Source organism: Roseomonas sp. TF40 (genome assembly GCF_057219975.1).
This window is the reverse complement of record NZ_JBXVVR010000001.1, coordinates 117,197-138,480: the sequence shown is the minus strand read 5'-3', so window position 1 is coordinate 138,480 and position 21,284 is coordinate 117,197. Positions and strand designations below refer to the sequence as shown.

Below are 21,284 nucleotides of genomic sequence, written 5' to 3'. Positions count from 1 at the left end.
GGCGACACCGCGCGCCGGGCCAGGGAGGTCGCCAGGCGGCATGACGGCGCAGGATGCAACCGCGGACTCGGCGGCGCGTGCCGCTGCCATCGCCCGGATTCGCACCCATCCGGCCTTCCCCGACGCCTTTCGCCATATCGGCGCGCGCTTCCTGGCGCTGCAGGGCGACTACATGGCCAACAAGACCGTGGCCGATGAGGGCCGCACCCTGGTGAGCCAGTTCGCGCTCTCGCTCCATGCCGGATGGCGGCCGGAGGACCCGGCCTCGGGACTGACCCTCGCCAACCTGTTGCGGGCTTGTCTCAATTTTGGCGTCATGTCTCACGGTCGCGTGGAGGCCACGGTGGCGCTGCTGCGCCGGAGCGGGCGGCTGATGGACGCCCCGCCGGGGCCGGATCGGCGCTTCCGCCGCCTGGTGCCCGGCCCGCTGCTGGAAGCCGAGTATCGCGCCCGCGTGCGCCTGCATCTGGAGGCGCTGGAGATGGTCCAGCCTGGCCGCCCCTATCTGCGCCTGCTGGAGCGAGACCCTGAGTACTACTGGGCGATCGAGCGCGAGCGCGGCGCGCATCTTGCGGGGCAGCCGGCGATGCGGGTGCACCTGCCGGCCTTGGCGGATGTGACGGATATCGAGGGCGGCTACCTCACCCTGGTGGCGCTGATCCACGCGCTGCCGGATGGCTACACGCCCGGCGAGGTCGCCTTCCCCCATGCCGAATCCGCCGCGCGGCTCGACCTGCCGCGCACCCAATTGCGGCGCGCGCTGGAGGTGATCGAGGGGGCGGGGCTGATCGCCCAGCACGGCCAGGGCGGGCGGCGCATCGAGGTCCTGCCCGCCGCGGTGGAGGCGCTGGCCGCCTGGCATGCGCTGCGGCTCTGGCGTTTCGACCGCAACGCGGCGCGCGCGGCGGCCGTGCGGGCCCAGCTGCTACTTACCGAGGGCTGAGCCCGACCCCGAGCTCGCTCATGGGCGTCGTTGGCGACCCTACCTCGCAACGCACGCCGCCCCGCTTCTCGGTTTCGCAGATTCTCAAAAATCAAATCACGATCGCTTGAGTTACGCGTGGGAAACAGCTATCCGCCACGTTAAGTGGTCGGGCAGGCCAAGCGGCACGCCGCGGTGAACAAAAAATTTTTAATGTAACGACTGGAGAATCATGATGTCCGACTACGCCTTCAACCATGTAATGGTCTACTATCCCAGCGGCGGCCTCTTCAGCTGGGGGCCATTCGACGGCACTCTTACAAATCTGGATGCATCAGATTCTACCTGGTCACAGTTCCAGAGCGTCATTGTCAATGGAAATTTCGGTACACTGACGAACATCGCGGGTTCCGTGACCTTTCCGGAGGGACAATTTCCAGCCACCTATGGCGATTTTGATGTCGATACGGGCCAACAATACATCAATATATATGCCACCGTGCCCGATCCTGCCACCTACACCCCGCCGTCTGTCATGCCCACGATGAATACCGCCCCCTTCACGGTCTGCTACCTCGAAGGCAGCTTGATCGCGACGCCCGAGGGCGAGCGCGCCATCGAAACGCTCACCATCGGCGACCTGATCCTCACCGCCGACGGCCGCACCGTGCCGGTGAAGTGGATCGGCCGCCAGCAGATCCGCAACAACATCTTCGCTTCCCCAAAGATGGAACCGGTCTGCATCTCGGCCGGGGCGCTCGGCAATGGCCTGCCGCACAGCGACCTCTACGTCACCGCCGCGCATGGCATGATCTGGCACGGCATGGTGGTGAATGCGGGTGCGATGGTGAACGGCACCACGATCCGCTTCGTGCCTCTCGCGCAGATGCCGCCCGTCTTCACCTGGTATCACATCGAAACGGAAGGCCATGAGGAGATCCTCGCCCATGGTGCGCCCGCCGAAACCTTCGTGGACTATGTCGGCCGCAGCGCCTTCGACAACCACCAGGAATACCTCGACCTCTACGGCGCCGAGCGCATCATTCCCGAAATGAAGCGCCCGCGCATCTCGACCCAGCGCATGCTGCCCGCGGCGCTGCGCGCGCAGCTCGGCCTGCCGGCCCATGACGCCGGGATCGTGGCCGAGGCCAACGCCCTGTTGCAGCGCCTCAAGGCGGCCTGAGGCGACCAACCTGATTCTCCTGCTGCCAGCGCCTCCCGACGATATGGAGGCGCTGGCCGTTTGGCATTCGCTTCGACTGTGGCGCTTCGACCGCAACGCGGCGCGCGCGGCGGCGTCCGCGCCGCGCGGTGCTGGTCACCTGCCGGCGATGTGAAATTCGAAGAGCATGCAATTGGGCCGGCAGACAGATCGTGCCTGCGCGTGGGCAAGAATTGCTTCGCTTGACGGGGGGGCCTGGGAAGCCGGCGCCGCGGCGTGACAGGCCCGACCCAGACCGGCGTCCTCGACCCGCAACGGGTTTCGGGCATGTCCCGCCGGATGCGAAACTAATGGAGTGCGTTAATCAGAAGTCAGTAGAGCGCGCCTGTATTCCGCGCTAGTTTCTGCTTCTGCTTTGTCCAGGGATTCCGGTGATGGCGACGGTTTTCAGTTTCGGCTCCTCCGCAAGCTCCGACACGACCGGTTACGCCGAGGACAACAACAGTGGCTTCATTCGAGCCCGCGTCGATGACGGCACCGTTTCCGTCGGCGATCGAGTGACCGTGTTCGGCTTCTCGCCCGACACGATAAACGGATCGTACATCTTTTCCGGTGGCGAAGCCTACTACCTCGGCACGGCGACGCTCATCGGCCAGACGGCCTACATCTTCGGGACACAAGCGGTGCCAACCGACAACACCGCGCTGCTGGCTCTCTTCGACAGCGCCACGCTTCCGGACGGTGCTGGCCTGGAGTTGCGGACCATTTTGAGTTATCCTGAAACGATGTCATTCGGCAGCGACCCGGCCTGTTTCGCCGCCGGCACCCTGATCTCCACCCCGGACGGCGCCACCACGGTCGAGGCGCTGCGCATCGGTGATCTGGTGTTCACCGCCGATGGCCGCGCCGTACCGGTCAAGTGGATCGGCCGCAAGAGCATCCGCAAGGCCTTCGCCAGCCCGCGCGACCGCGCCGTGCGCGTCGCCCAAGGCGCGCTTGGCGGCGGGTTGCCGCATGCCGACCTGGTCCTCACGGCCGATCATGCGCTGATCCTTGGCGACCTCGCGGTGAACGCAGGTGCGCTCGTGAACGGCACCACCATCCGCTTCGTCCCGGCTGCAGAGATCCCTGAGCGCTACACCTGGTATCACGTCGAGACCGAAGCGCATGAGGAAATCCTCGCCAACGGGGCCCCGGCTGAAACCTTCGTGGATTATGTCCGCCGCAGCCTTTTCGACAACCACCAGGAATACCTGGACCTCTACGGCGCCGAACGCATCATTCCCGAAATGAAGCGCCCGCGCATCTCGACCCAGCGCATGCTGCCTGCGGCGCTGCGCACGCAGCTCGGCCTGCCGGCCTATGACGCCGAGATCGTGGCGGAGGCCACTGCCGTGCTGCAACGCCTCAGGGCTGCCTGAGCACGACCCAGGCGCCGTGAGGCACGAGCCCGCCCGGCACCGCATGCCGTTCTCCCGCTTCCCTGAGCGCAGCCGCAAAGGTCCAGTCACAAGAACTTGATTTGCGATTGTCGATCCGATACCCAAGCGGCATCGAGGCGTGTTTGCTCCAAGCCATGCGGCCTTGAACAAGAAACGATGCAGGGACAAGCTGGAGGCTGTTGATGGCGACCTATGATTACAACTACATGGCAACCTATAATCATAAGGGGGACTTTTTCTCGGTCGCTGACTTTCGTGACGGTGGTGCATTCTCGGGCACCGTTTCTAACCTTACAGCCCCGAGCGGGACTTCCTTCCAGTTCGGAGATACGCTTAGCGCCCCACCGGCGACTGGAACCTTCATCGGCACCTTCACCCAAGCAGGTGTCGAACACGTTGTGATGCGGTATGAAGTCAATTTCCTCTACCCAGGGGAGACCTACAACGTTGTCTTCGTGAATGTACCAGATCCGCACACCCACCTTCCTCCCGCTATTCTGCCGGACGTGCTGAACACGGCCCCCTTCCTCGTCTGCTACCTCGAAGGCAGCTTGATCGCGACGCCCGAGGGCGAGCGCGCCATCGAAACGCTCACCATCGGCGACCTCATCCTCACCGCCGACGGCCGCACCGTGCCGGTGAAGTGGATCGGCCGCCAGCAGATCCGCAACAACATCTTCGCTTCCCCAAAGATGGAACCGGTCTGCATCTCGGCCGGGGCGCTCGGCAATGGCCTGCCGCACAGCGACCTCTACGTCACCGCCGCGCATGGCATGATCTGGCACGGCATGGTGGTGAATGCGGGTGCGATGGTGAACGGCACCACGATCCGCTTCGTGCCTCTCGCGCAGATGCCGCCCGTCTTCACCTGGTATCACATCGAAACGGAAGGCCATGAGGAGATCCTCGCCCATGGTGCGCCCGCCGAAACCTTCGTGGACTATGTCGGCCGCAGCGCCTTCGACAACCACCAGGAATACCTCGACCTCTACGGCGCCGAGCGCATCATTCCCGAAATGAAGCGCCCGCGCATCTCGACCCAGCGCATGCTGCCCGCGGCGCTGCGCGCGCAGCTCGGCCTGCCGGCCCATGACGCCGGGATCGTGGCCGAGGCCAACGCCCTGTTGCAGCGCCTCAAGGCGGCCTGAGGCGACCAACCTGATTCTCCTGCTGCCAGCGCCTCCCGACGATATGGAGGCGCTGGCCGTTTGGCATTCGCTTCGACTGTGGCGCTTCGACCGCAACGCGGCGCGCGCGGCGGCGTCCGCGCCGCGCGGTGCTGGTCACCTGCCGGCGATGTGAAATTCGAAGAGCATGCAATTGGGCCGGCAGACAGATCGTGCCTGCGCGTGGGCAAGAATTGCTTCGCTTGACGGGGGGGCCTGGGAAGCCGGCGCCGCGGCGTGACAGGCCCGACCCAGACCGGCGTCCTCGACCCGCAACGGGTTTCGGGCATGTCCCGCCGGATGCGAAACTAATGGAGTGCGTTAATCAGAAGTCAGTAGAGCGCGCCTGTATTCCGCGCTAGTTTCTGCTTCTGCTTTGTCCAGGGATTCCGGTGATGGCGACGGTTTTCAGTTTCGGCTCCTCCGCAAGCTCCGACACGACCGGTTACGCCGAGGACAACAACAGTGGCTTCATTCGAGCCCGCGTCGATGACGGCACCGTTTCCGTCGGCGATCGAGTGACCGTGTTCGGCTTCTCGCCCGACACGATAAACGGATCGTACATCTTTTCCGGTGGCGAAGCCTACTACCTCGGCACGGCGACGCTCATCGGCCAGACGGCCTACATCTTCGGGACACAAGCGGTGCCAACCGACAACACCGCGCTGCTGGCTCTCTTCGACAGCGCCACGCTTCCGGACGGTGCTGGCCTGGAGTTGCGGACCATTTTGAGTTATCCTGAAACGATGTCATTCGGCAGCGACCCGGCCTGTTTCGCCGCCGGCACCCTGATCTCCACCCCGGACGGCGCCACCACGGTCGAGGCGCTGCGCATCGGTGATCTGGTGTTCACCGCCGATGGCCGCGCCGTACCGGTCAAGTGGATCGGCCGCAAGAGCATCCGCAAGGCCTTCGCCAGCCCGCGCGACCGCGCCGTGCGCGTCGCCCAAGGCGCGCTTGGCGGCGGGTTGCCGCATGCCGACCTGGTCCTCACGGCCGATCATGCGCTGATCCTTGGCGACCTCGCGGTGAACGCAGGTGCGCTCGTGAACGGCACCACCATCCGCTTCGTCCCGGCTGCAGAGATCCCTGAGCGCTACACCTGGTATCACGTCGAGACCGAAGCGCATGAGGAAATCCTCGCCAACGGGGCCCCGGCTGAAACCTTCGTGGATTATGTCCGCCGCAGCCTTTTCGACAACCACCAGGAATACCTGGACCTCTACGGCGCCGAACGCATCATTCCCGAAATGAAGCGCCCGCGCATCTCGACCCAGCGCATGCTGCCCGCGGCGCTGCGCACGCAGCTCGGCCTGCCGGCCTATGACGCCGAGATCGTGGCCGAGGCCAACGCCCTGCTGCAGCGCCTCAGGGCTGCCTGAGGCGGCCAGCCGACCGTGTCCGTACTGCCGGGAGCCGCGGTAGCAGGAACGTCCTGCCCCTCGCCAAACGTTATCCTGGCGGATGCGGTTGATCTGTTGCGGGCAGGGCGCAAGGCCGAGGCGCTGGACGCGCTGGCGCCCATGTTGGCGCCTGTTTGGTGCGGAGCACCGGCCGATCGCCGCCTGCTGCGCGAGGCTGCTGTTCTGCTCCGTCGGCACGGGCTTGCCGCACAGGCTCTTGCTCTCCTGGCCCCCCTGCATCGCGATCACCCGAAGGATGCAGGGGCCGCGCTGGAACTGGGTCATACCCTCGCTGCGCTTGAAGACAGCGCCGGAGCGCTCGTTGCCTACGCCGCGGCCATCGCGGCCAAGCCGAGCTATCGCGAAGCCCACACCGCGCTGATCAAGACCCTGTGGAGCGCCGGGCAGCAGGCCGAAGCGCTTGAGGCTTGCGACACCGCGCGCAGGCTCTGCCCCGCCGAGCGCAGCCTGGCGGTTCGGCAGGCCGGCTACCTCCTGGAACTTGGTCGCCCGGGTGAGGCCGTGGCCCTGCTCGCGCCGCTCCAGGAGGCCGCGCCGGAGGATCGCGACGTCAGCGTCGAACTCGCAAGGGCCCTGCGCCTCGCGGGGCAGGAGGCGGCAGGCGACGCCCTGCTCGACCGGCTTCTCGCGGCGGCACCTGACGATGCCGAGGCTTGGCTTGCGCGGATCGAGGTGTTGATGGAGCACGGCGACGCCGCTGCCCTGCGGCAGGCGGCATGCGAGCTTCATGCACGATTGAACCGAACCGGCGACGGCCGGCTGGCCGCCGGGCTTGCCAGCCTCCTGCCCCGCCTTGACATCACCGGGTGGCGTCCGGAAGCGGCATCATGGGTCGAGGCCTGCGCGGCGCAGGCCACGCATCTGAAGTCGTCGAGTCTCTGGAAACTCTATGACCTCGCCGAGCTGCTCGGTCGGCGCGAAACCTGCGACCGGTTGCTGACGGCAATTCTCGACAAGCCTGTGCTGAGTCTCGCGCTCGCCAAGCAGATCCTGCGCTGGTCCCTGGCGCTCCCGTCGGATCAAGGGCTGCATTTCGCACCCCTTCTGCGGCGTCGCCTCGCCAGCGCCGTCCTGCCGGTCTTCGACCTTGAATACGCGGCCCTCACCGAGGGACCGGCCTGCGCCCTGCGCGGACGCCAACGCGGCAAGCCGCGAACGCCCCAGGAGATCGTCGAGATCGGCCATCTGCTGCTGCAACTGGGGCAGCGCGACCTCGCGCTTCGCTATCTCGGCTTCGCGCGCCGCTTCTGGCCGGCGGAGCCCCTGCTCAGGCGCCGTCACATGGACTGGCTGGCCGCGGCCGGACGCAGCGAGGCCGCCCGACTTGAGGCGGAGCGCTACCTCGCCAACCCCGACACCGGCGTCGTCGAGGATCGTGTTGCCGCCATCAACGCCCTGATTTCCATCGGCGAGGCCGCCAGGGCGCTCGCGTTCATCGAAGCGTCGCAGGATCACAGGTTACGGAAATTGATGGCGGGGCGGCACCAGAATCTGTTGGTGCGCTTCGGCCGGGCGGATCAGGCACGCGCCCTTCTGGCGACAGCAGCCACCTTCGGCAACGCCCGGCGCAGCATGCATTTCCGATCCTCGCTGCACGGCTTGCTCATGACCGACCTGGAAGTGGCCCAGACCGAGTCCCGCCTTGGCGACAAGGCCGATGATGTTTCCGCCGACGCGATGCGTTTCGTCGGCCCGAGCATCCAGACGATCGACCAGTTCCTGGCAAGGCGGGCATCTCCCTCCCTGGCGGATTCCCCCGCGGCGCGGCCGATCCCGCGGGTCGTGCTGCAGTACTGGAGCCTGGGCGAGCCCCCGGCGTCGCTCCAGGCGATCATGCAGAGCTGGCGCGCCGTGCCGGATGCGGCCTACGTGATGTTCAACCGCCGGACGGCCGCAGAGTTCCTGCGCGCGGAGTTCGGGGCCGAATGGGCCGCCGCCCTGCTGATGACCCGCCACGCCGCCGAGGAGAGCGACTTTTTTCGGCTCTGCTTCCTCGCGGCGAAGGGCGGCATCTACGCCGACAGCGACGATCGCCTGATCAGCCCGCTGGACGCCCTGCTCGCCAGGCATCGCGGGCTCGTGGTGTTCCAGGAACCCATGGGCGCGATTGCCAACAACCTGATCCTGGCGGCGCCCGCACATCCGGTCCTTGCCTATGCCGCGGTAGAGGCGCGCCAGGCGATCATGAGGCGGGACAATGAGAGCATCTGGGCCAAGACCGGGCCGGGCCTTCTGACACGCGCGGTGGCGCGTGCCTGCCGCGAAGCCAGCCCCGGCCAGGGCGCGCAGGGCGTGACCATACTCCCCTTCCACGAGGCGGCACGCCACGTCCAGTGCCACATACCGCTGCCCTACAAGCAGACCGCGCGCTATTGGAATGCCGCGACCAAGGGCAGCCATCTTACCAGGCTGGCCCCACCCTCGATGCCGGGGCAGGCGGCGGCGGCCCCTGCCTGACCTGAGCAGCTCCGATCCCTTAATGCCGATTGCGCGGCGCGGCGCCGCTCAGCCCAATCGCTCCAGCACCGAGCAGTAATTCGCCACCGCCGCGCCACCCATGTTGAAGACGCCGGCGCGATCGGCCTTGGGCAGTTGCATCTCACCCGCGCTGCCGGTGAGTTGCATGGCCGTCAGCACATGCATGGACACACCCGTGGCGCCGATCGGGTGGCCCTTCGACTTCAACCCGCCCGAGGGATTCACTGGCAGGCGGCCATCCTTCGCGGTCCAGCCTTCCAACGCGGCGCGGGCGCCCTGCCCTTCCGGCGTCAGGCCCATCGCCTCGTATTCGATCAGCTCGGCGACCGTGAAGCAGTCATGCGTCTCGACGAAGTCGAGGTCCTTGAGCGCGAGGCCCGATTCCGCCAGCGCCCGGCCCCAGGCGGCGCGCGCGCCCTCGAAGCGGATGATGTCGCGCGCGGCGATGGGCATCACGTCGGTGGCCTGTACCGCGGCGCGGAAGCGCACCGCCCGCCCGCCATTCGCTGCCATGCTGCGCGCCGTCTCCTCATCGGTCAGGATCAGCGCCGCCGCGCCATCCGAGACCAGCGAGCAGTCAGTGCGCTTGAGCGGCCGGGCGACATAGGGGTTCTTCTCGCTCTCGGTGCGGCAGAAGGCGAAGCCGAGATCCTTGCGCATCTGCGCATAGGGGTTGTGCACGCCGTTGCGGTGGTTCTTGGCGGCGATGGCGGCCAGCGCGTCGGACTGGTCGCCATGGCGCTGGAAATAGGCCTCGGCGATGCGGCCGAAGACGCCGGCGAAGCCGGCCGGGATCTCGCCCTCATCCTTGCGGTAGGAGGCGCTGAGCAGGATATCGCCGATCTGCGGGCCGGGGGTCGATGTCATCTTCTCCGCACCGACCACCAGGGCGAAGCGGCCGCGTTTGGCGGCGAGGAAATCCAGCGCGCCATGGATCGCGGCGGTGCCGGTGGCGCAGGCATTCTCGTAGCGCGTGGTCGGCTTGAAGCGCAGTTCGGGCACGGTCTGCAGCAGCAGGGAGGAAAAGAAATCCTGCTTCGTGAAGCCGCCATTGAAGACGCCGACGAAGGCGGCATCGACCTCGCCGGCCTCGATCCCGGCATCGGCGATGGCCGCGCGCGCGACGCGGCCGAACAGTGTCTCGATATCCGGCGCGTCATCGAGCTTGCCGAAGGGCGTATGCGCCCAGCCCACGATGCAGGCGTTCATGGTCGATCCTCCCTCAGGGCGCCCAGGATGGCGGGCGGCGGGCCTTGAAGCTGGCGATGCCCTCGGCCGCCTCGGCGCTGGCCGCGCGGCGGGCGAAGCTCTGCGCGCCCGCGGCCGCATACTCGGCCGTGGCGACGGGGCCGAGGGCGGCGAGCAGCGCCTTGGTCTCGGCCAGGGCGCCGGGCGCGCCCTGCAGGATGTCGGCGATGGTGGCGGCCAGCGCGGCCTCGAGCGCCGCGGCATCGGCCAGGGTCTGGTGCACCAGGCCGACGCGCGCGGCCTCAGTCGCGTCCATCACCTGGCCCTGCAGCACGAGCCGCGTGGCCTCGCTGCGGCCCATGCGGCGCACCAGCCAGGGCAGGATCTGCGCGGGGACCAGCCCGCGGCGCACCTCGGGCGCGCAGAAGCGCGCATCGGCGGAAGCGAGCGCGATGTCGGCGCAGGTGACGAAGCCGAGCCCGCCGGCGAAGGCCGAGCCCTGCACCGCGGCGATCACCACCTGCGGCAACTGGCTGATGGCCGTGAAGCGCGCCCCGGTGCGCGCGTTGCGCGCCTGCTGGTTGCGCAGCTTCTCCTCGGGCGTCTCCACCGCGCCCACTTCCGTGAGGTCGAGCCCGGCGCAGAAATGCCCGCCCGCGCCGGTGAGCACCAGCACGCGCGCGCTGCTGTCCTGGGCAAGGTCCGCGATCAGCGCATCCAGCGCATCGACGAGCGCCTGGTTCATGGCGTTGCGCCGCGCCGGGCGGTTCAGCGTGGCGCGCACCACCGGTCCCTCGCGGGTGATGAGGACGGGCGGTTCTTCGCGCATGCGGCGTTCCCTCTGGCTAGAGCAATATGCGTTCAGTTGGGTTGCGGCGCTGCCGCGACGCTGAACGCATTTCTTGCGCTAGACTAGACGACTCTAGCAGGCTGCGTTCGTGAGAACGCCGCCTGCTGGCGAAGGCTTGGCCCGCGACGGGGCCGCTGTCAAACGCCCTCGCGCTGCGCCGCCTTCAGGGTCGCGACCTCGGCCCGCAGCGCGAAGAGCTCGGCGCGGAGCTGGGCGAATTGCTCAGCGACCGGGTCCTCGCCCGGATGGGTCAGGCCGTAGCCGATGGAGGGATCGCCGCAGGGCTGGCCGGCCGGTGGGCGGGCGGGGATGCCCACCACGGTGCAGCCCGCGCCGACCTCCGCCACCACCACCGCATTCGCCCCCACACGCGCACCACGGCCCACACGGATCGGCCCGAGCACCTGTGCGCCGGCACCAATCGTGACGTTGGATTCGATGGTCGGGTGCCGCTTGCCCGGCTGGCCCGAGAGCCCGCCCAGCGTGACGCCGTGATAGATCAGCACGTCGTCGCCGATCTCCGCCGTCTCGCCGATCACCACGCCCATGCCGTGGTCGATGAACAGCCGCCGGCCGATGCGCGCGCCGGGATGGATCTCGATCCCCGTCAGCCAGCGCGCGAGATGCGAGGAACAGCGCGCGAGCGTGCCGAGCCCCGCGCGCCACAGCGCATGGGAAAGCCGGTGCCACAGCACGGCATGCAGCCCGGCATAGCAGAAGATCGCCTCCGCCCAGCTTGGCCGCGCCGGGTCGCGCGCGCGGATGGTGCGGGCGAGTTCCAGGATCTCCATGGCGCTCAATCCAGCCAGGGCGGCGTGGGCAGGCCGCGCTCGCGCAGGAAGGCCGTGTTGAACAGCTTCGACTGGTAGCGCGCCGCGCCGTCGCACAGGATCGTCACCACCGTATGGCCGGGGCCGAGGTCGCGCGCCACGGCAATGGCGGCGGCCACGTTGAGCCCCGCACTGCCGCCCACCGAGATGCCTTCGTGCATCTGCAGGTCGAAGACCTGCTCGAGCGCCAGCGCATCGGGGATGCGCACCGCATCGTCGATGAAGCCGCGCGCGGCGGCGAGGTTGCCCGGCGCGCGGGCGGCCTGGCCGATGCCCTCGGTGATGGAATTGCCCTCGCCCTTCACCTCGCCGGTCTTGATCCAGCTGTGGAGCCCGCTGCCGAGCGGATCGGCGAGCACGATGCGCAGGCCGGGCTTGCGCGCCTTGAGCGCGCGGGCGACGCCCGCCAGGGTGCCGCCCGTGCCGCAGGCGCAGGTGAAGGCATCGATCGCGCCCCCCGTCTGCGCCCAGATCTCGGGCCCGGTCGTGGCTTCATGCGCGGCCGCATTGGCCTGATTGTCGAACTGGTTGGCCCAGACCGCGCCCATCTCCTCCGCGAGGCGGCGCGAGACATGCACGTAGTTGCCCGGATCGGCGAATGGCTTGGCCGGCACCAGGCGCAGATCGGCGCCGATCATGCGCAGGTAGTCGATCTTCTCGCGGCTCTGCGTCTCGGGCATCACGATCACGCTGCGCCAGCCCCTCGCATTGGCGGCCAGGGCGATGCCGATGCCGGTATTGCCCGCCGTGCCCTCGACGATGGTGCCGGGCTGGCCGGGCGTGAGCAGCCCGCGCGCCACCGCATCCTGGAGAATGCCCAGCGCCGCGCGGTCCTTCACGCTGCCGCCGGGATTCATGAACTCCGCCTTGCCCAGGATCTCGCAACCCGTGGCCTCGGAGGCGCGCCGGAGGCGGATCAGCGGCGTGTGGCCGACCGCGCCCCAGAAGCCCTCGGCGATGCGCGGCGGGGCATCGGGCTGCGGCGTCAGCGCCTGGCGAAGGGGAAGCGACATGCGGAGGCTCCTGCTTTGTCCTCCATAAAGGCATCTCGGCCACGCGCGCCAAGCGGCCGACGCGCGCGGTTCACGCCGGTGCGCGCATCATGCATGCTCGCTTCGCATGGCAACGACACATCCCTTCCATGCGCAGCGCAAAGCGGAGAGCAACATGACTGCCGAAGCCGGGGCCGGGAAAAAGATCTTCATCGAACAAAATGTTGTCTGGCTCTACACCGACGACCTCGAGCGACTGGCCGCCTTCTATCGCGACGTGCTCGAATTGCCGCAGGTGCTGGACCAGGGCGTGTGCCGGGTGTTCCAGGTGAGCCCCACGGGCTTCCTTGGCGTCTGCAACAAGGCAGGCCGCCCGCGCGGGACCAAGGGGATGATGTTCACCTTCCTGGTCGAAGACGTCGAGGCCGCCTACGAACACTTCAAGGCGCGCGGCGTCGAGTTCGACGGCCCGCCGAACATGCTCGGCGGGCGCACCGTCTATTCGGCCTTCTTCAAGGATCCCGAGGGCTACTGGCTGGAGATCCAGGAGTTCAACGAGCCGCGCTGGCCCTATCCGCCAGGGCGCGGCCCGCGGCGCGGCTGAGCCTCAGCCCTTCGCCGCCTTGGCGGCCGCGCGCGCCTCCCGCGCGCGGCGGCGCTCGGCCAGGGCCGCGGCGCGCTGTTCCCGCGCGGCCCGGGCGGCCTCGCGCTGCGCCCGGCGGGCTTCGACTTCCGCCTTGCGCTGGGCAATGGCGGCGTTCCGCGCGGCGAGGGCCTCGGCACGCTGCGCGGCCAGTGCCCTCCGGGCAGCCACGGCTTCGGCGCGGGCGGCCTTGTCGGGCGCAGCGGCCGAAGGGCCGGCGGGCGCGGTCTTGGCCGGCGCGGGCAGCTTCGGCGTCACGGCCTTCGGGGTCTCGACCTTGGGCGCAGGGGTCGCCCGGGCGGGACGCGCGGCCGCCGCGGCCTGCTGGCGGGCGGCCCGCGCTTCAGCGCGCTTGGCTGCGACGATGGCAGCGCGATCACCGGATTTGTCGGCGCTCATGCAGGTCTCCTGGATCGGGGGGGCGGCCAGCCGCGACCGGGGCCTCCATGGCGGCAAAATCCATGATTCCCCGACAGTTGTCGAGGGGCCGGGCCAGTGCTGTGCTGGCTGCCGGACCGGTCCGGAGCCCCGCATGCGCCTCACACCCAGCCTCGCCGAGCGCCTGGCCGGCATTGCCCTTGGCCATGTGACGCAGGAGTGGCCGACCAAGCTCGACCACCTGCTGACCGGCCCTGACGATCTGCGCCGCCCGCGCGATCTGCACCCTGTCTTCTTCGGCAGCTTCGACTGGCATTCCTCGGTGCACACGCATTGGCTGCTGGCGCGGCTGCTGCCGCATCTGCCCGATCGGGCGGCCGCCATCCGCGCGCGCTTCGACGCCGCCTTCACCCCGGAAGCGGTGGCCGGGGAGCGCGCCTACCTTGCCCGCCCCGGGACCGGCGGCTTCGAGCGCCCCTATGGCTGGGCCTGGCTGCTGGCCCTGCAGACCGCCTTGGAGGCGCTGGATGAACCGCGCTGGGCCGCCGCCCTGGCACCGCTGGCAGGCGATTTCGCGGCGCGCTTCCATGTCTGGCTGCCGCGCGCCACCTATCCGCTGCGACCGGGCATGCACAGCAACAGCGCCTTCGCCCTGACGCTCGCTGCGGATTGGGCGGCGCGCCACGACAAGGGCCTTCTCGATCTCTTCGCCGGGACCGCGCGGCGCTGGCATGCCGCGGACACAGATGCCCAGGCCTGGGAGCCATCGGGGGAGGATTTCCTGTCCCCCACGCTCTGCACAGCGGTCTGCCTCGCGCGGCTGTTGCCGCATGACGAGTTCCTGCCCTGGCTCTCGGCCTATCTGCCGCGCCTGGAGGCGCGCCTGCCCGCCAGCCTCTTCACCCCGGCGGAGGTGGCGGACCGCACCGATGGGCGGATCGTGCACCTGGATGGGCTGAACCTCTCGCGCGCCTGGTGCTGGCGCCAACTGGCCAGCAGGCTGCCGGTGGGGGACCCGCGTTCGCCCCTGCTCGCCGCGACGGCCGAGGCACATATCGCCGCCGCACTGCCGCATCTGGACGACCACTACATGGGCGGCCACTGGCTCGCGAGCTTCGCCCTGCTGGCGCTGGAAGGTCCATAAGGGCCGGCGTTGTGCAGGGGGGGCGTTTCCGTTAGGGACACCCCCGGTTGTGCGGGACAAGGCATCGGGATGACTTCAGCGAGCGATCGGGGCGCGGCCGGCATGACGGAAAGCGGACCGCGCCCGGACGGCCCCTTCCCCGTGCCGCGCGCCGAGGTGCCTCTGGCCTTCACCGGTGAGCGAATGACCACCGAGATGGAAGGCCAGGTCGCCTTCGAACACTTCCATCGCTACTGCCTGGCACGCGACTATTGCGCGGGGCTCGACGTGCTGGATGTGGCCTCGGGCGAAGGTTATGGCGCGGCTCTGCTGGCCGGTGTGGCGCGCTCGGTGGTGGGGGTGGAGATCGACCCGGCCACAGTGGCGCATGCCGCCCGCGCCTATCGCACCGAGAACCTCCGCTTCGCCGCCGGCGATGCCACGGCCCTGCCCCTTGGCAATTCCTGCGTGGATGTCGTGGTCAGTTTCGAGACGCTGGAGCATCTGCACGACCAGGAGGCCTTTCTGCGCGAGGTGCGGCGCGTGCTGCGGCCGGGCGGGATGCTGCTGGTCTCCACCCCGGATCGGCTCGTGTATTCGGCGCCAGGCCAGCCCATCAACCCGCATCACGTGCTGGAACTGACGCCGGCGGAATTCGCCACTTTGCTCGGCCGCTATTTCGTCCATCACCGCATCCTCGCCCAACGTTGCATCGTCGGCTCGGTGATGGCCCCGCTCGAGGGCGCGACCGAGGGCTGGCGCAGCTATGACCGGCGTGTCGAGCAGGTGATCGAGGCCGGGCCCGGCCTGACCCAGGCGCCCTACCTCATCGCCATGGCCAGCGCCGCGCCTTTGCCCGCCATCACGGGCAGCGTCTATGCGCAGCAGATCTCGATCGATGATCTCTTCAATGCCAGCGCGAAGCTGGCGCGGTTGCGCCAGCGCCATGGCGAGGTGATGGCGGAACTGGCCGAATCCCGTCGGCTCGCCGCCGATCTTGGTGCCCACATCGAGAAGATCCGCACCAGCACGCTCTGGCGACTTACCGGTCCCTTCCGTGTAATTGGCCGGCGCTTCCCTGCCCTGGCCTGGGCTGGCGAGCGCCTCGTGCGCGTCCTCTACTGGACCGTGACGCTGCAACTGCCGGCCCGGCTGCGCGAACGCAGCGCCTTTAGGCGCATGATGGCGCGCCTCGATGCCGAGACGCGGGATCTGCGCGGTACGCTGAAGCTGCCCCCGCCGCTCGCCACCCTGCCCGAGCCCGGCGCGATCATGCTGCCGACGACAGCGCAGGCGCCGCGCGTCTCCGTCATCATTCCGAGCTACGGCCAGGTGGAGCATGTGCTGCGCTGCCTCGCCTCTCTGGCCGCCGCCCCACCGGCGGCGTCCTTCGAGGTGCTGCTGGTCGATGACGCCTCGGGCGATCCGCGCGTGCCAGGCCTGGCTGCGGTGCAGGGCCTGCGCCTGATCCTGCGCGAACAGAACCTTGGCTTCCTGCGCTCCTGTAATGCGGCCGCGACCGAGGCGCGCGGCGAGTTCCTGTTCTTCCTGAATGACGATACCGAGGTGATGCCCGGCGCCATCGATGCGCTGCTCGCACTCCTCGAATCACGCCCCGATGCCGGCATGGTCGGCGCGCGCCTGCTCTACCCTGATGGCGTGCAGCAGGAGGCCGGCGGCATCATCTGGCGCGACGGGACCGGCTGGAATTACGGCCGCCGCGACGACCCGCGCAAACCCGAATACAACTACGTGCGAGAGGCCGACTACATCTCGGGCGCCGCCATCATGCTGCCCCGCACGCGCTGGGAGGAGATGGGCGGCTTCGACGAGCACTACCTGCCCGCCTATTGCGAGGACAGCGACCTTGCTTTCCGCCTGCGCGCCGCGGGGTGGAAGGTACTCTACCAGCCCCGGGCGATGATCATCCACCATGAGGGCGCCTCGCACGGCACCGACACGAAGGCGGGCATCAAGGCGCATCAGGTGACCAACGGGCGCAAGCTGCTCGAGCGCTGGCGCGCAACGCTGGAGCGTGACGGGCTGCCGCCCGGCCAGCGTGTGCTGCGCGCGCGTGACCGCGCGATGGGCCGCAAGGTGACGCTCGTCATCGACAACAACATCCCCGAGCCAGATCGCGATGCAGGTTCGCGCACCATGCTCGCCTTCATGGAGGCTCTGCTCGCCACCGGGCGGGTGGTGAAGTTCCTGCCGGCGAACCTCTATCCGACGCCGGGCTACCTGGAGGCGCTTCAGGCCCGGGGGATCGAGGTGCTCTACCAGCCCTGGGTCAAGGATGCGGAGACCTGGCTCGCCGCCAACGGTGCCGAGCTGGATGAGGTGCTGGTCGCGCGTCCTGGCGTGGCGGCGGACCTGATCGGCGCGCTGCGCCGGCACAGCCTCGCCCCCATCGTCTTCTACGGTCATGACCTGCATTTCGCGCGGATGCAGCTTGAGCATGCGACCCTGGGTGGCGTGGTCAGCCAGGATGCGATCGAGCAGATGCAGGCGCTCGAACGCCGGGTCTGGCGCATGTCCGACGTGGTGCTCTATCCCTCCGCCGAGGAGACCGCCCAGGTCCGCGCACTGGAGCCAAGCGTGCGGGCAGAGGCCATTGCCGCCTATGCCCTGCCCCCGCCCAGCGTGCCCGTGGCACCGCCCTCCGGCGAGCCCCGCGTGATCTTCGTGGGCGGCTACCGCCACCTGCCCAATGTCGATGCCGCGCTCTGGCTGGCGCGGGAGATCCTGCCGCTGCTGCGACGCGACCGGCCGGGCACGCGGCTCGTGCTCGCCGGCTCCAACCCGCCGCCCGAAGTCCTGGCACTGGCCGGCGACGCAGTGGAGGTGACAGGCTTCCTTTCCGATGAAGAACTCGCGCGCCTCTATGCCGGGGCGCGCGTGGCAGTGTGTGCATTGCGGGTCGGAGCGGGCGTGAAGCTGAAGGTGGTGGAGGCCATGCACGCCGGCGTGCCGGTGGTGACGACCTCGGTGGGCGCGCAGGGCCTGCCGGGCCTGGAGCAGGTCTGCGACATCGCCGATACGGCCGAAGCCCTGGCCGAGGCCACGTTGCACCTGCTGCGCGATGACGCGACCTGGATGGCGCGCGCTCGGGCGCAGACCGGCTATGTCGCGGCGCATTTCTCGGTCGCGGCGATGCAGCACGCGTTGAACGACGTCTTCGCCCGCGCCCGCGGCGGTCTGTGATGCCCCGCGGCCCCAAGCTCACCGAATGTCGACTGCTCGCAAGGAGAGCGCCATGAACATCACGCAGAAACTCAAGCGCCTCCTGGTTTCATCAGGACGCGAGGCGAAGCAGACGGCAGCGACACCGACGCATGTCCCGGCAATTGCCCCGCGCCTGGATTTCGCCGATGAGACGCTCGACCTGACTGGCAAGGCCATCTCCCGTGAGCTGCGCCGCCTTCTGGCGGTGCCGGCGCGGCTCGATTGCTCGAATGAGGCCGCGCAGGTCGCGTTCTGGACCGCGTATCCGCGGCATCGCTTCGTAAAGACCCTGGGATGGCAGGCGCGGCTGCTCGACATCGGCGCAGGCAGCGGCGGGCTTGCCATCTGGCGTGAATGGCAGCCCCCGCGGCGTCTGGATATCGAGATGTATGGCGTGGATCTGCAGCGCGGCGACCACGCCCATCTCTACAAGGACTGGCAGGTGGCGAACCTGGATGAAGGCTTGCCGACGTTCGGCGGCACCAAATTCGATGGGTTCATGGCCTCCCACCTTATCGAGCATGTGGCAGACCCTGCTCGCCTCATCGCCGCCATCGCCGCCGCGGCGAACCCGGGGGCGCGGCTGTATTTCGAGTGGCCCAACCCCATGACCAAGACGCTGCCGCGCGCAGCCGATCTGGCGGCGGAGTGCCAGTACACCATTCAGACCTTCAACTTCTTCGACGACAACACGCATCTCGAAACTCCCTCTCGCGACGAGGTCTCCGCACTGCTGACGCAACACGGCTTCCATGTGCAGGAGAGCGCCGAGACATGGCTCGGCCAGTTGGCGGAGGAGATGATTGCTCGGGGCCGCGACAGCGATGACCTGACCTGCCGCCAGATGGGGCTGTGGTCGTCCATCGGCTGGTCGAACTACATCGTCGCGCAATACCGCTGAGAAGCGCCGGCCTTCAGGCCAGCGCTTCCGGCTCGCCCGGCCCCGTTTCCCAGCCCAGCCCGACCATCGCCACCACGCGCCGTCCGCCGCGCTCGCTGCGGCAGACGATGGCGTTGCGTTCCTCCATCCACGCCAGCAGGCGGCGCGCGCGGCCAGGGGAATGCGTGCCATAGGCGCGCGCGATCGCCGCGTCCGACGGACAGGGCAGGCGTTCCAGGGCGTGGCGCGCCAGCAGCAGATAGACCCCCTGCGCGTCCTCGGGCAGCGCCTCGGCGCGGGCCACGGCGGCCGCCCAATCCTCACCCTCCGCCGCCTCGGCCGAGATGCCGGCGCGCGCGGTCGCCAGCATCCGGCGGAAGACGCCGATGGAAGGCGGGTCGGGCACCTCATGGATGCGCAGCCGCACCAGGAAATCCTGGTAGAGCAGGCTCGCCGGGCGGAGCGCCGAGTCCGGATCCTCCACCACCTGGCGCAGCAGCAGGTCGAGCTTGCGCTCGCGCTCGGCCAGGGCCTCCGCGCTCGGCGGCGCGGCCGGGGCTTCGTCGGGCGCGGCCGGGCGATACTGGGCAAGCTGGGCCAGGATGTCCGGGGCGGGCGGGCGCGGCGCTCGGCGGGGCGGCGGCGCGGGCGCGGCCTCGGGCGTGGCGAGCACCAATTCGCGCGCCGTCTCCACCTCGGCGGCGCTCGGCGGGGGCACCAGCAAGGGGCCAGCGCTGCGCGTCGCGGTCTCCACCGCGCCGATGCGGATGGGCAGCGGCCGGCGCGACAGGGCCGGGCCGAGGGCCACGAAATGCCCGCGCGCGAGGTCGCGGAACATCTCCGCCTGGCGGCGCTCCATGCCAAGCAGGTCGGCCGCGCGCGCCATGTCGATGTCGAGGAAGGTGCGGCCCATCATGAAGTTCGAGGCCTCGGCCGCCACGTTCTTCGCCAGCTTGGCCAGGCGCTGGGTCGCGATGACGCCGGCAAGGCCGCGCTTGCGCCCGCGGCACATCAGGTTGGTCATGGCGTTGAGCGCGGCGCGGCGCGCTTCGTCCGAGGCCTCGCCCGCCATGGCGGGGGCGAAGAGCTGGGCCTCGTCCACCACCACCATCACCGGGCTCCAGGCCTCGCGGTCGGCGTCGAAGAGGCCGGCGAGGAAGGCCGCGGCACAGCGCAGCTGCGCCTCAAGCTCCACGGAATCGAGGTTCAGCACCACCGAGACGCGGTGGCGCCGCACCCGGTCGGCGATGCGCGCGAGCATCGCCTCGGTGTGCTCGGCCACGTCGATCACGAGATGGCCGTGGCGCTCGGCCAGGGTGACGAAATCGCCCTCGGGGTCGATCACCACCTGCTGCACCCAGGGCGCCGATTGTTCCAGCAGCCGGCGCAGCAGATGCGACTTGCCCGAGCCCGAATTGCCCTGCACCAGCAGGCGGGTGGAGAGCAGTTCCTCGAGGTCGAGGCAGGCCGGCTCGCCGCCCGGCGCGCGGCCCATCTCGATCGCGATCGTCATGCGCTGAAGCTGATCCCCGAATCAAAGCCGCACCGCGCGCCGGGTGCGGGGCGCGCTCACTACCCCGCCCCGCCGCGCGGCGCCAGCTTCCCTCAATCGGGTCGGATGTTGTTCTCCCGCACCACGCGGCCCCAGGTGGCGATCTGGGCCGAGAGGAAGCTCGCGAAGGCGGCCTCGCCCTGCGGGTCGAGATCGATGCCCAAGGCCCGCACGCGGGCATTGGTCTCCGGCACGGCCAGGGCCTGGCGCAGCGCGGCCTCCATGCGCGTCTTCACCGCGGCGGGCAGGTTGGCGGGGCCGAGGAAGCCCCAGAAGGCGCGCGCATCGATCCCCGGCACGCCGACCTCCGCCAGCGTCGGCACATCCGGCACGGAGGGCGAGCGCGTGGCCCCGGTCTGGGCGAGCGGCACCAGCGCCCCGCTGTCGATATGCGCCCCGATGGCCGGGCGGGTCGCGATGGGCATGTCCACCTCGCCGGCCACGGCCGCGACCGCCAGCGGCCCACCGCCCCGATAGGGCACATGCACCAGCTGCAGCCCGGCCGCCTTGCTCAGCAGGGCCATGGTGAGATGCGCGAGCGAGCCATTGCCGATCGTGCCGTAGGTGAGCGTATCGGGCCGCGCCTTGGCCGCCGCCGCCATCGCCGCGAAATCCGCCCAGGGGCGGGTCCGGTGCTTCGTCAGCATCATCGGCGCCGTGCCGAAGAGCAGCAGCGGCGTGAGGTCGCGCTCCGTGTCGAAGCCCATATTGGCGATCAGCGCCGGATTCACCGCATGGGTGTCGAAGACCAGCACCCAGGTATTGCCATCCGCCGGGGCACGCGCGACGGCCGCCGTCCCGAGCGCGCCCGAGGCCCCGGCCCGGTTCTCCACGATCACCGGCACGCCCAGGATCTGGGTGAGTTGCGGCTGCAGCAGACGCGCCAGCGCATCGGTGGAGCCGCCCGGCGGGAAGGGGGCCACGATGCGGATGGCCCCGCCCGGCCAGGCGGGCTGCGCCAGGGCGGGTGCGGCGAGCAGGCCGGCGCTGGCTCCCAACAGGCTACGGCGGTTCAGCATTGTTGTTTCT

At 69.3% G+C, this 21,284-nt stretch carries 17 protein-coding genes; 10 read left to right on the top strand and 7 right to left on the bottom strand.

What is annotated here, in order from left to right; translation table 11 throughout:
* Positions 1-40 precede the first annotated feature (40 nt).
* From AC2D9U_RS00600 to AC2D9U_RS00575, 6 genes are all read left to right on the top strand, one after another.
* Complete coding sequence (locus AC2D9U_RS00600) at positions 41-943, top strand: hypothetical protein (RefSeq protein ID WP_484745363.1); 903 nt, start codon at positions 41-43, stop codon at positions 941-943.
* A gap of 214 nt (positions 944-1,157) precedes the next feature.
* The gene (locus AC2D9U_RS00595; RefSeq protein WP_484745360.1) at positions 1,158-2,105 is read left to right on the top strand and encodes a Hint domain-containing protein; all 948 of its coding nucleotides are present in this window, start codon (positions 1,158-1,160) and stop codon (positions 2,103-2,105) included.
* A 413-nt stretch (positions 2,106-2,518) separates the two neighbouring features.
* Entirely contained in the window at positions 2,519-3,505 is a 987-nt protein-coding gene (locus AC2D9U_RS00590) for a Hint domain-containing protein (RefSeq protein WP_484745357.1), read from the top strand.
* A gap of 203 nt (positions 3,506-3,708) precedes the next feature.
* A complete protein-coding gene (locus tag AC2D9U_RS00585; protein WP_484745355.1) occupies positions 3,709-4,674 on the top strand; it encodes a Hint domain-containing protein in 966 nt (321 codons plus the stop codon).
* A gap of 413 nt (positions 4,675-5,087) precedes the next feature.
* Positions 5,088-6,074 (top strand): Hint domain-containing protein, encoded by a 987-nt coding sequence (locus tag AC2D9U_RS00580; protein ID WP_484745353.1) that lies wholly within the window; start codon positions 5,088-5,090, stop codon positions 6,072-6,074.
* A 15-nt stretch (positions 6,075-6,089) separates the two neighbouring features.
* Positions 6,090-8,573 carry a glycosyltransferase gene (locus AC2D9U_RS00575; RefSeq protein ID WP_484745352.1) on the top strand — a complete coding sequence of 828 codons (2,484 nt, stop codon included), beginning with the start codon at positions 6,090-6,092 and terminating at the stop codon, positions 8,571-8,573.
* A gap of 48 nt (positions 8,574-8,621) precedes the next feature.
* Here AC2D9U_RS00575 and AC2D9U_RS00570 read toward each other — a convergent pair whose 3' ends face one another.
* The 4 genes from AC2D9U_RS00570 to AC2D9U_RS00555 form a co-directional block, all read right to left on the bottom strand.
* On the bottom strand, positions 8,622-9,803 hold the full coding sequence (locus AC2D9U_RS00570; RefSeq protein WP_484745350.1) for an acetyl-CoA acetyltransferase: 1,182 nt from the start codon (positions 9,801-9,803) through the stop codon (positions 8,622-8,624).
* A 13-nt stretch (positions 9,804-9,816) separates the two neighbouring features.
* A complete protein-coding gene (locus AC2D9U_RS00565) occupies positions 9,817-10,611 on the bottom strand; it encodes an enoyl-CoA hydratase/isomerase family protein (RefSeq protein WP_484745349.1) in 795 nt (264 codons plus the stop codon).
* A gap of 158 nt (positions 10,612-10,769) precedes the next feature.
* Entirely contained in the window at positions 10,770-11,423 is a 654-nt protein-coding gene (cysE, locus tag AC2D9U_RS00560; RefSeq protein ID WP_484745347.1) for a serine O-acetyltransferase, read from the bottom strand.
* Positions 11,424-11,428: 5 nt separating this feature from the next.
* Positions 11,429-12,475: a cysteine synthase A gene (locus AC2D9U_RS00555; protein WP_484745345.1), complete on the bottom strand. Its 1,047-nt coding sequence runs from the start codon at positions 12,473-12,475 to the stop codon at positions 11,429-11,431.
* A gap of 154 nt (positions 12,476-12,629) precedes the next feature.
* On the opposite strand from AC2D9U_RS00555, the gene AC2D9U_RS00550 reads away from it, so the two are divergent.
* On the top strand, positions 12,630-13,058 hold the full coding sequence (locus tag AC2D9U_RS00550; RefSeq protein WP_484745344.1) for a VOC family protein: 429 nt from the start codon (positions 12,630-12,632) through the stop codon (positions 13,056-13,058).
* A gap of 3 nt (positions 13,059-13,061) precedes the next feature.
* Here the strand turns inward: AC2D9U_RS00550 and AC2D9U_RS00545 are convergent, their stop codons facing one another.
* Complete coding sequence (locus AC2D9U_RS00545) at positions 13,062-13,496, bottom strand: hypothetical protein (protein ID WP_484745343.1); 435 nt, start codon at positions 13,494-13,496, stop codon at positions 13,062-13,064.
* A gap of 133 nt (positions 13,497-13,629) precedes the next feature.
* Between AC2D9U_RS00545 and AC2D9U_RS00540 the strand changes: the two genes are divergently transcribed.
* The 3 genes from AC2D9U_RS00540 to AC2D9U_RS00530 all read left to right on the top strand — a co-directional run bounded on the left by AC2D9U_RS00540 (position 13,630) and on the right by AC2D9U_RS00530 (position 18,724).
* Positions 13,630-14,619, top strand: coding sequence for a DUF2891 domain-containing protein (locus AC2D9U_RS00540; RefSeq protein ID WP_484745340.1), 990 nt, complete (start codon positions 13,630-13,632; stop codon positions 14,617-14,619).
* A 102-nt stretch (positions 14,620-14,721) separates the two neighbouring features.
* Entirely contained in the window at positions 14,722-17,802 is a 3,081-nt protein-coding gene (locus AC2D9U_RS00535; protein WP_484745338.1) for a glycosyltransferase, read from the top strand.
* Positions 17,803-17,854: 52 nt separating this feature from the next.
* A complete protein-coding gene (locus AC2D9U_RS00530) occupies positions 17,855-18,724 on the top strand; it encodes a class I SAM-dependent methyltransferase (protein WP_484745334.1) in 870 nt (289 codons plus the stop codon).
* A 13-nt stretch (positions 18,725-18,737) separates the two neighbouring features.
* On the opposite strand, the gene AC2D9U_RS00525 is transcribed toward AC2D9U_RS00530, so the two are convergent.
* Positions 18,738-20,216, bottom strand: a complete 1,479-nt coding sequence (locus AC2D9U_RS00525; RefSeq protein ID WP_484745330.1) for a helicase HerA domain-containing protein — start codon at positions 20,214-20,216, stop codon at positions 18,738-18,740.
* 92 nt (positions 20,217-20,308) lie between these two features.
* Entirely contained in the window at positions 20,309-21,274 is a 966-nt protein-coding gene (locus AC2D9U_RS00520) for a tripartite tricarboxylate transporter substrate-binding protein (protein WP_484745325.1), read from the bottom strand.
* Positions 21,275-21,284 lie beyond the last annotated feature (10 nt).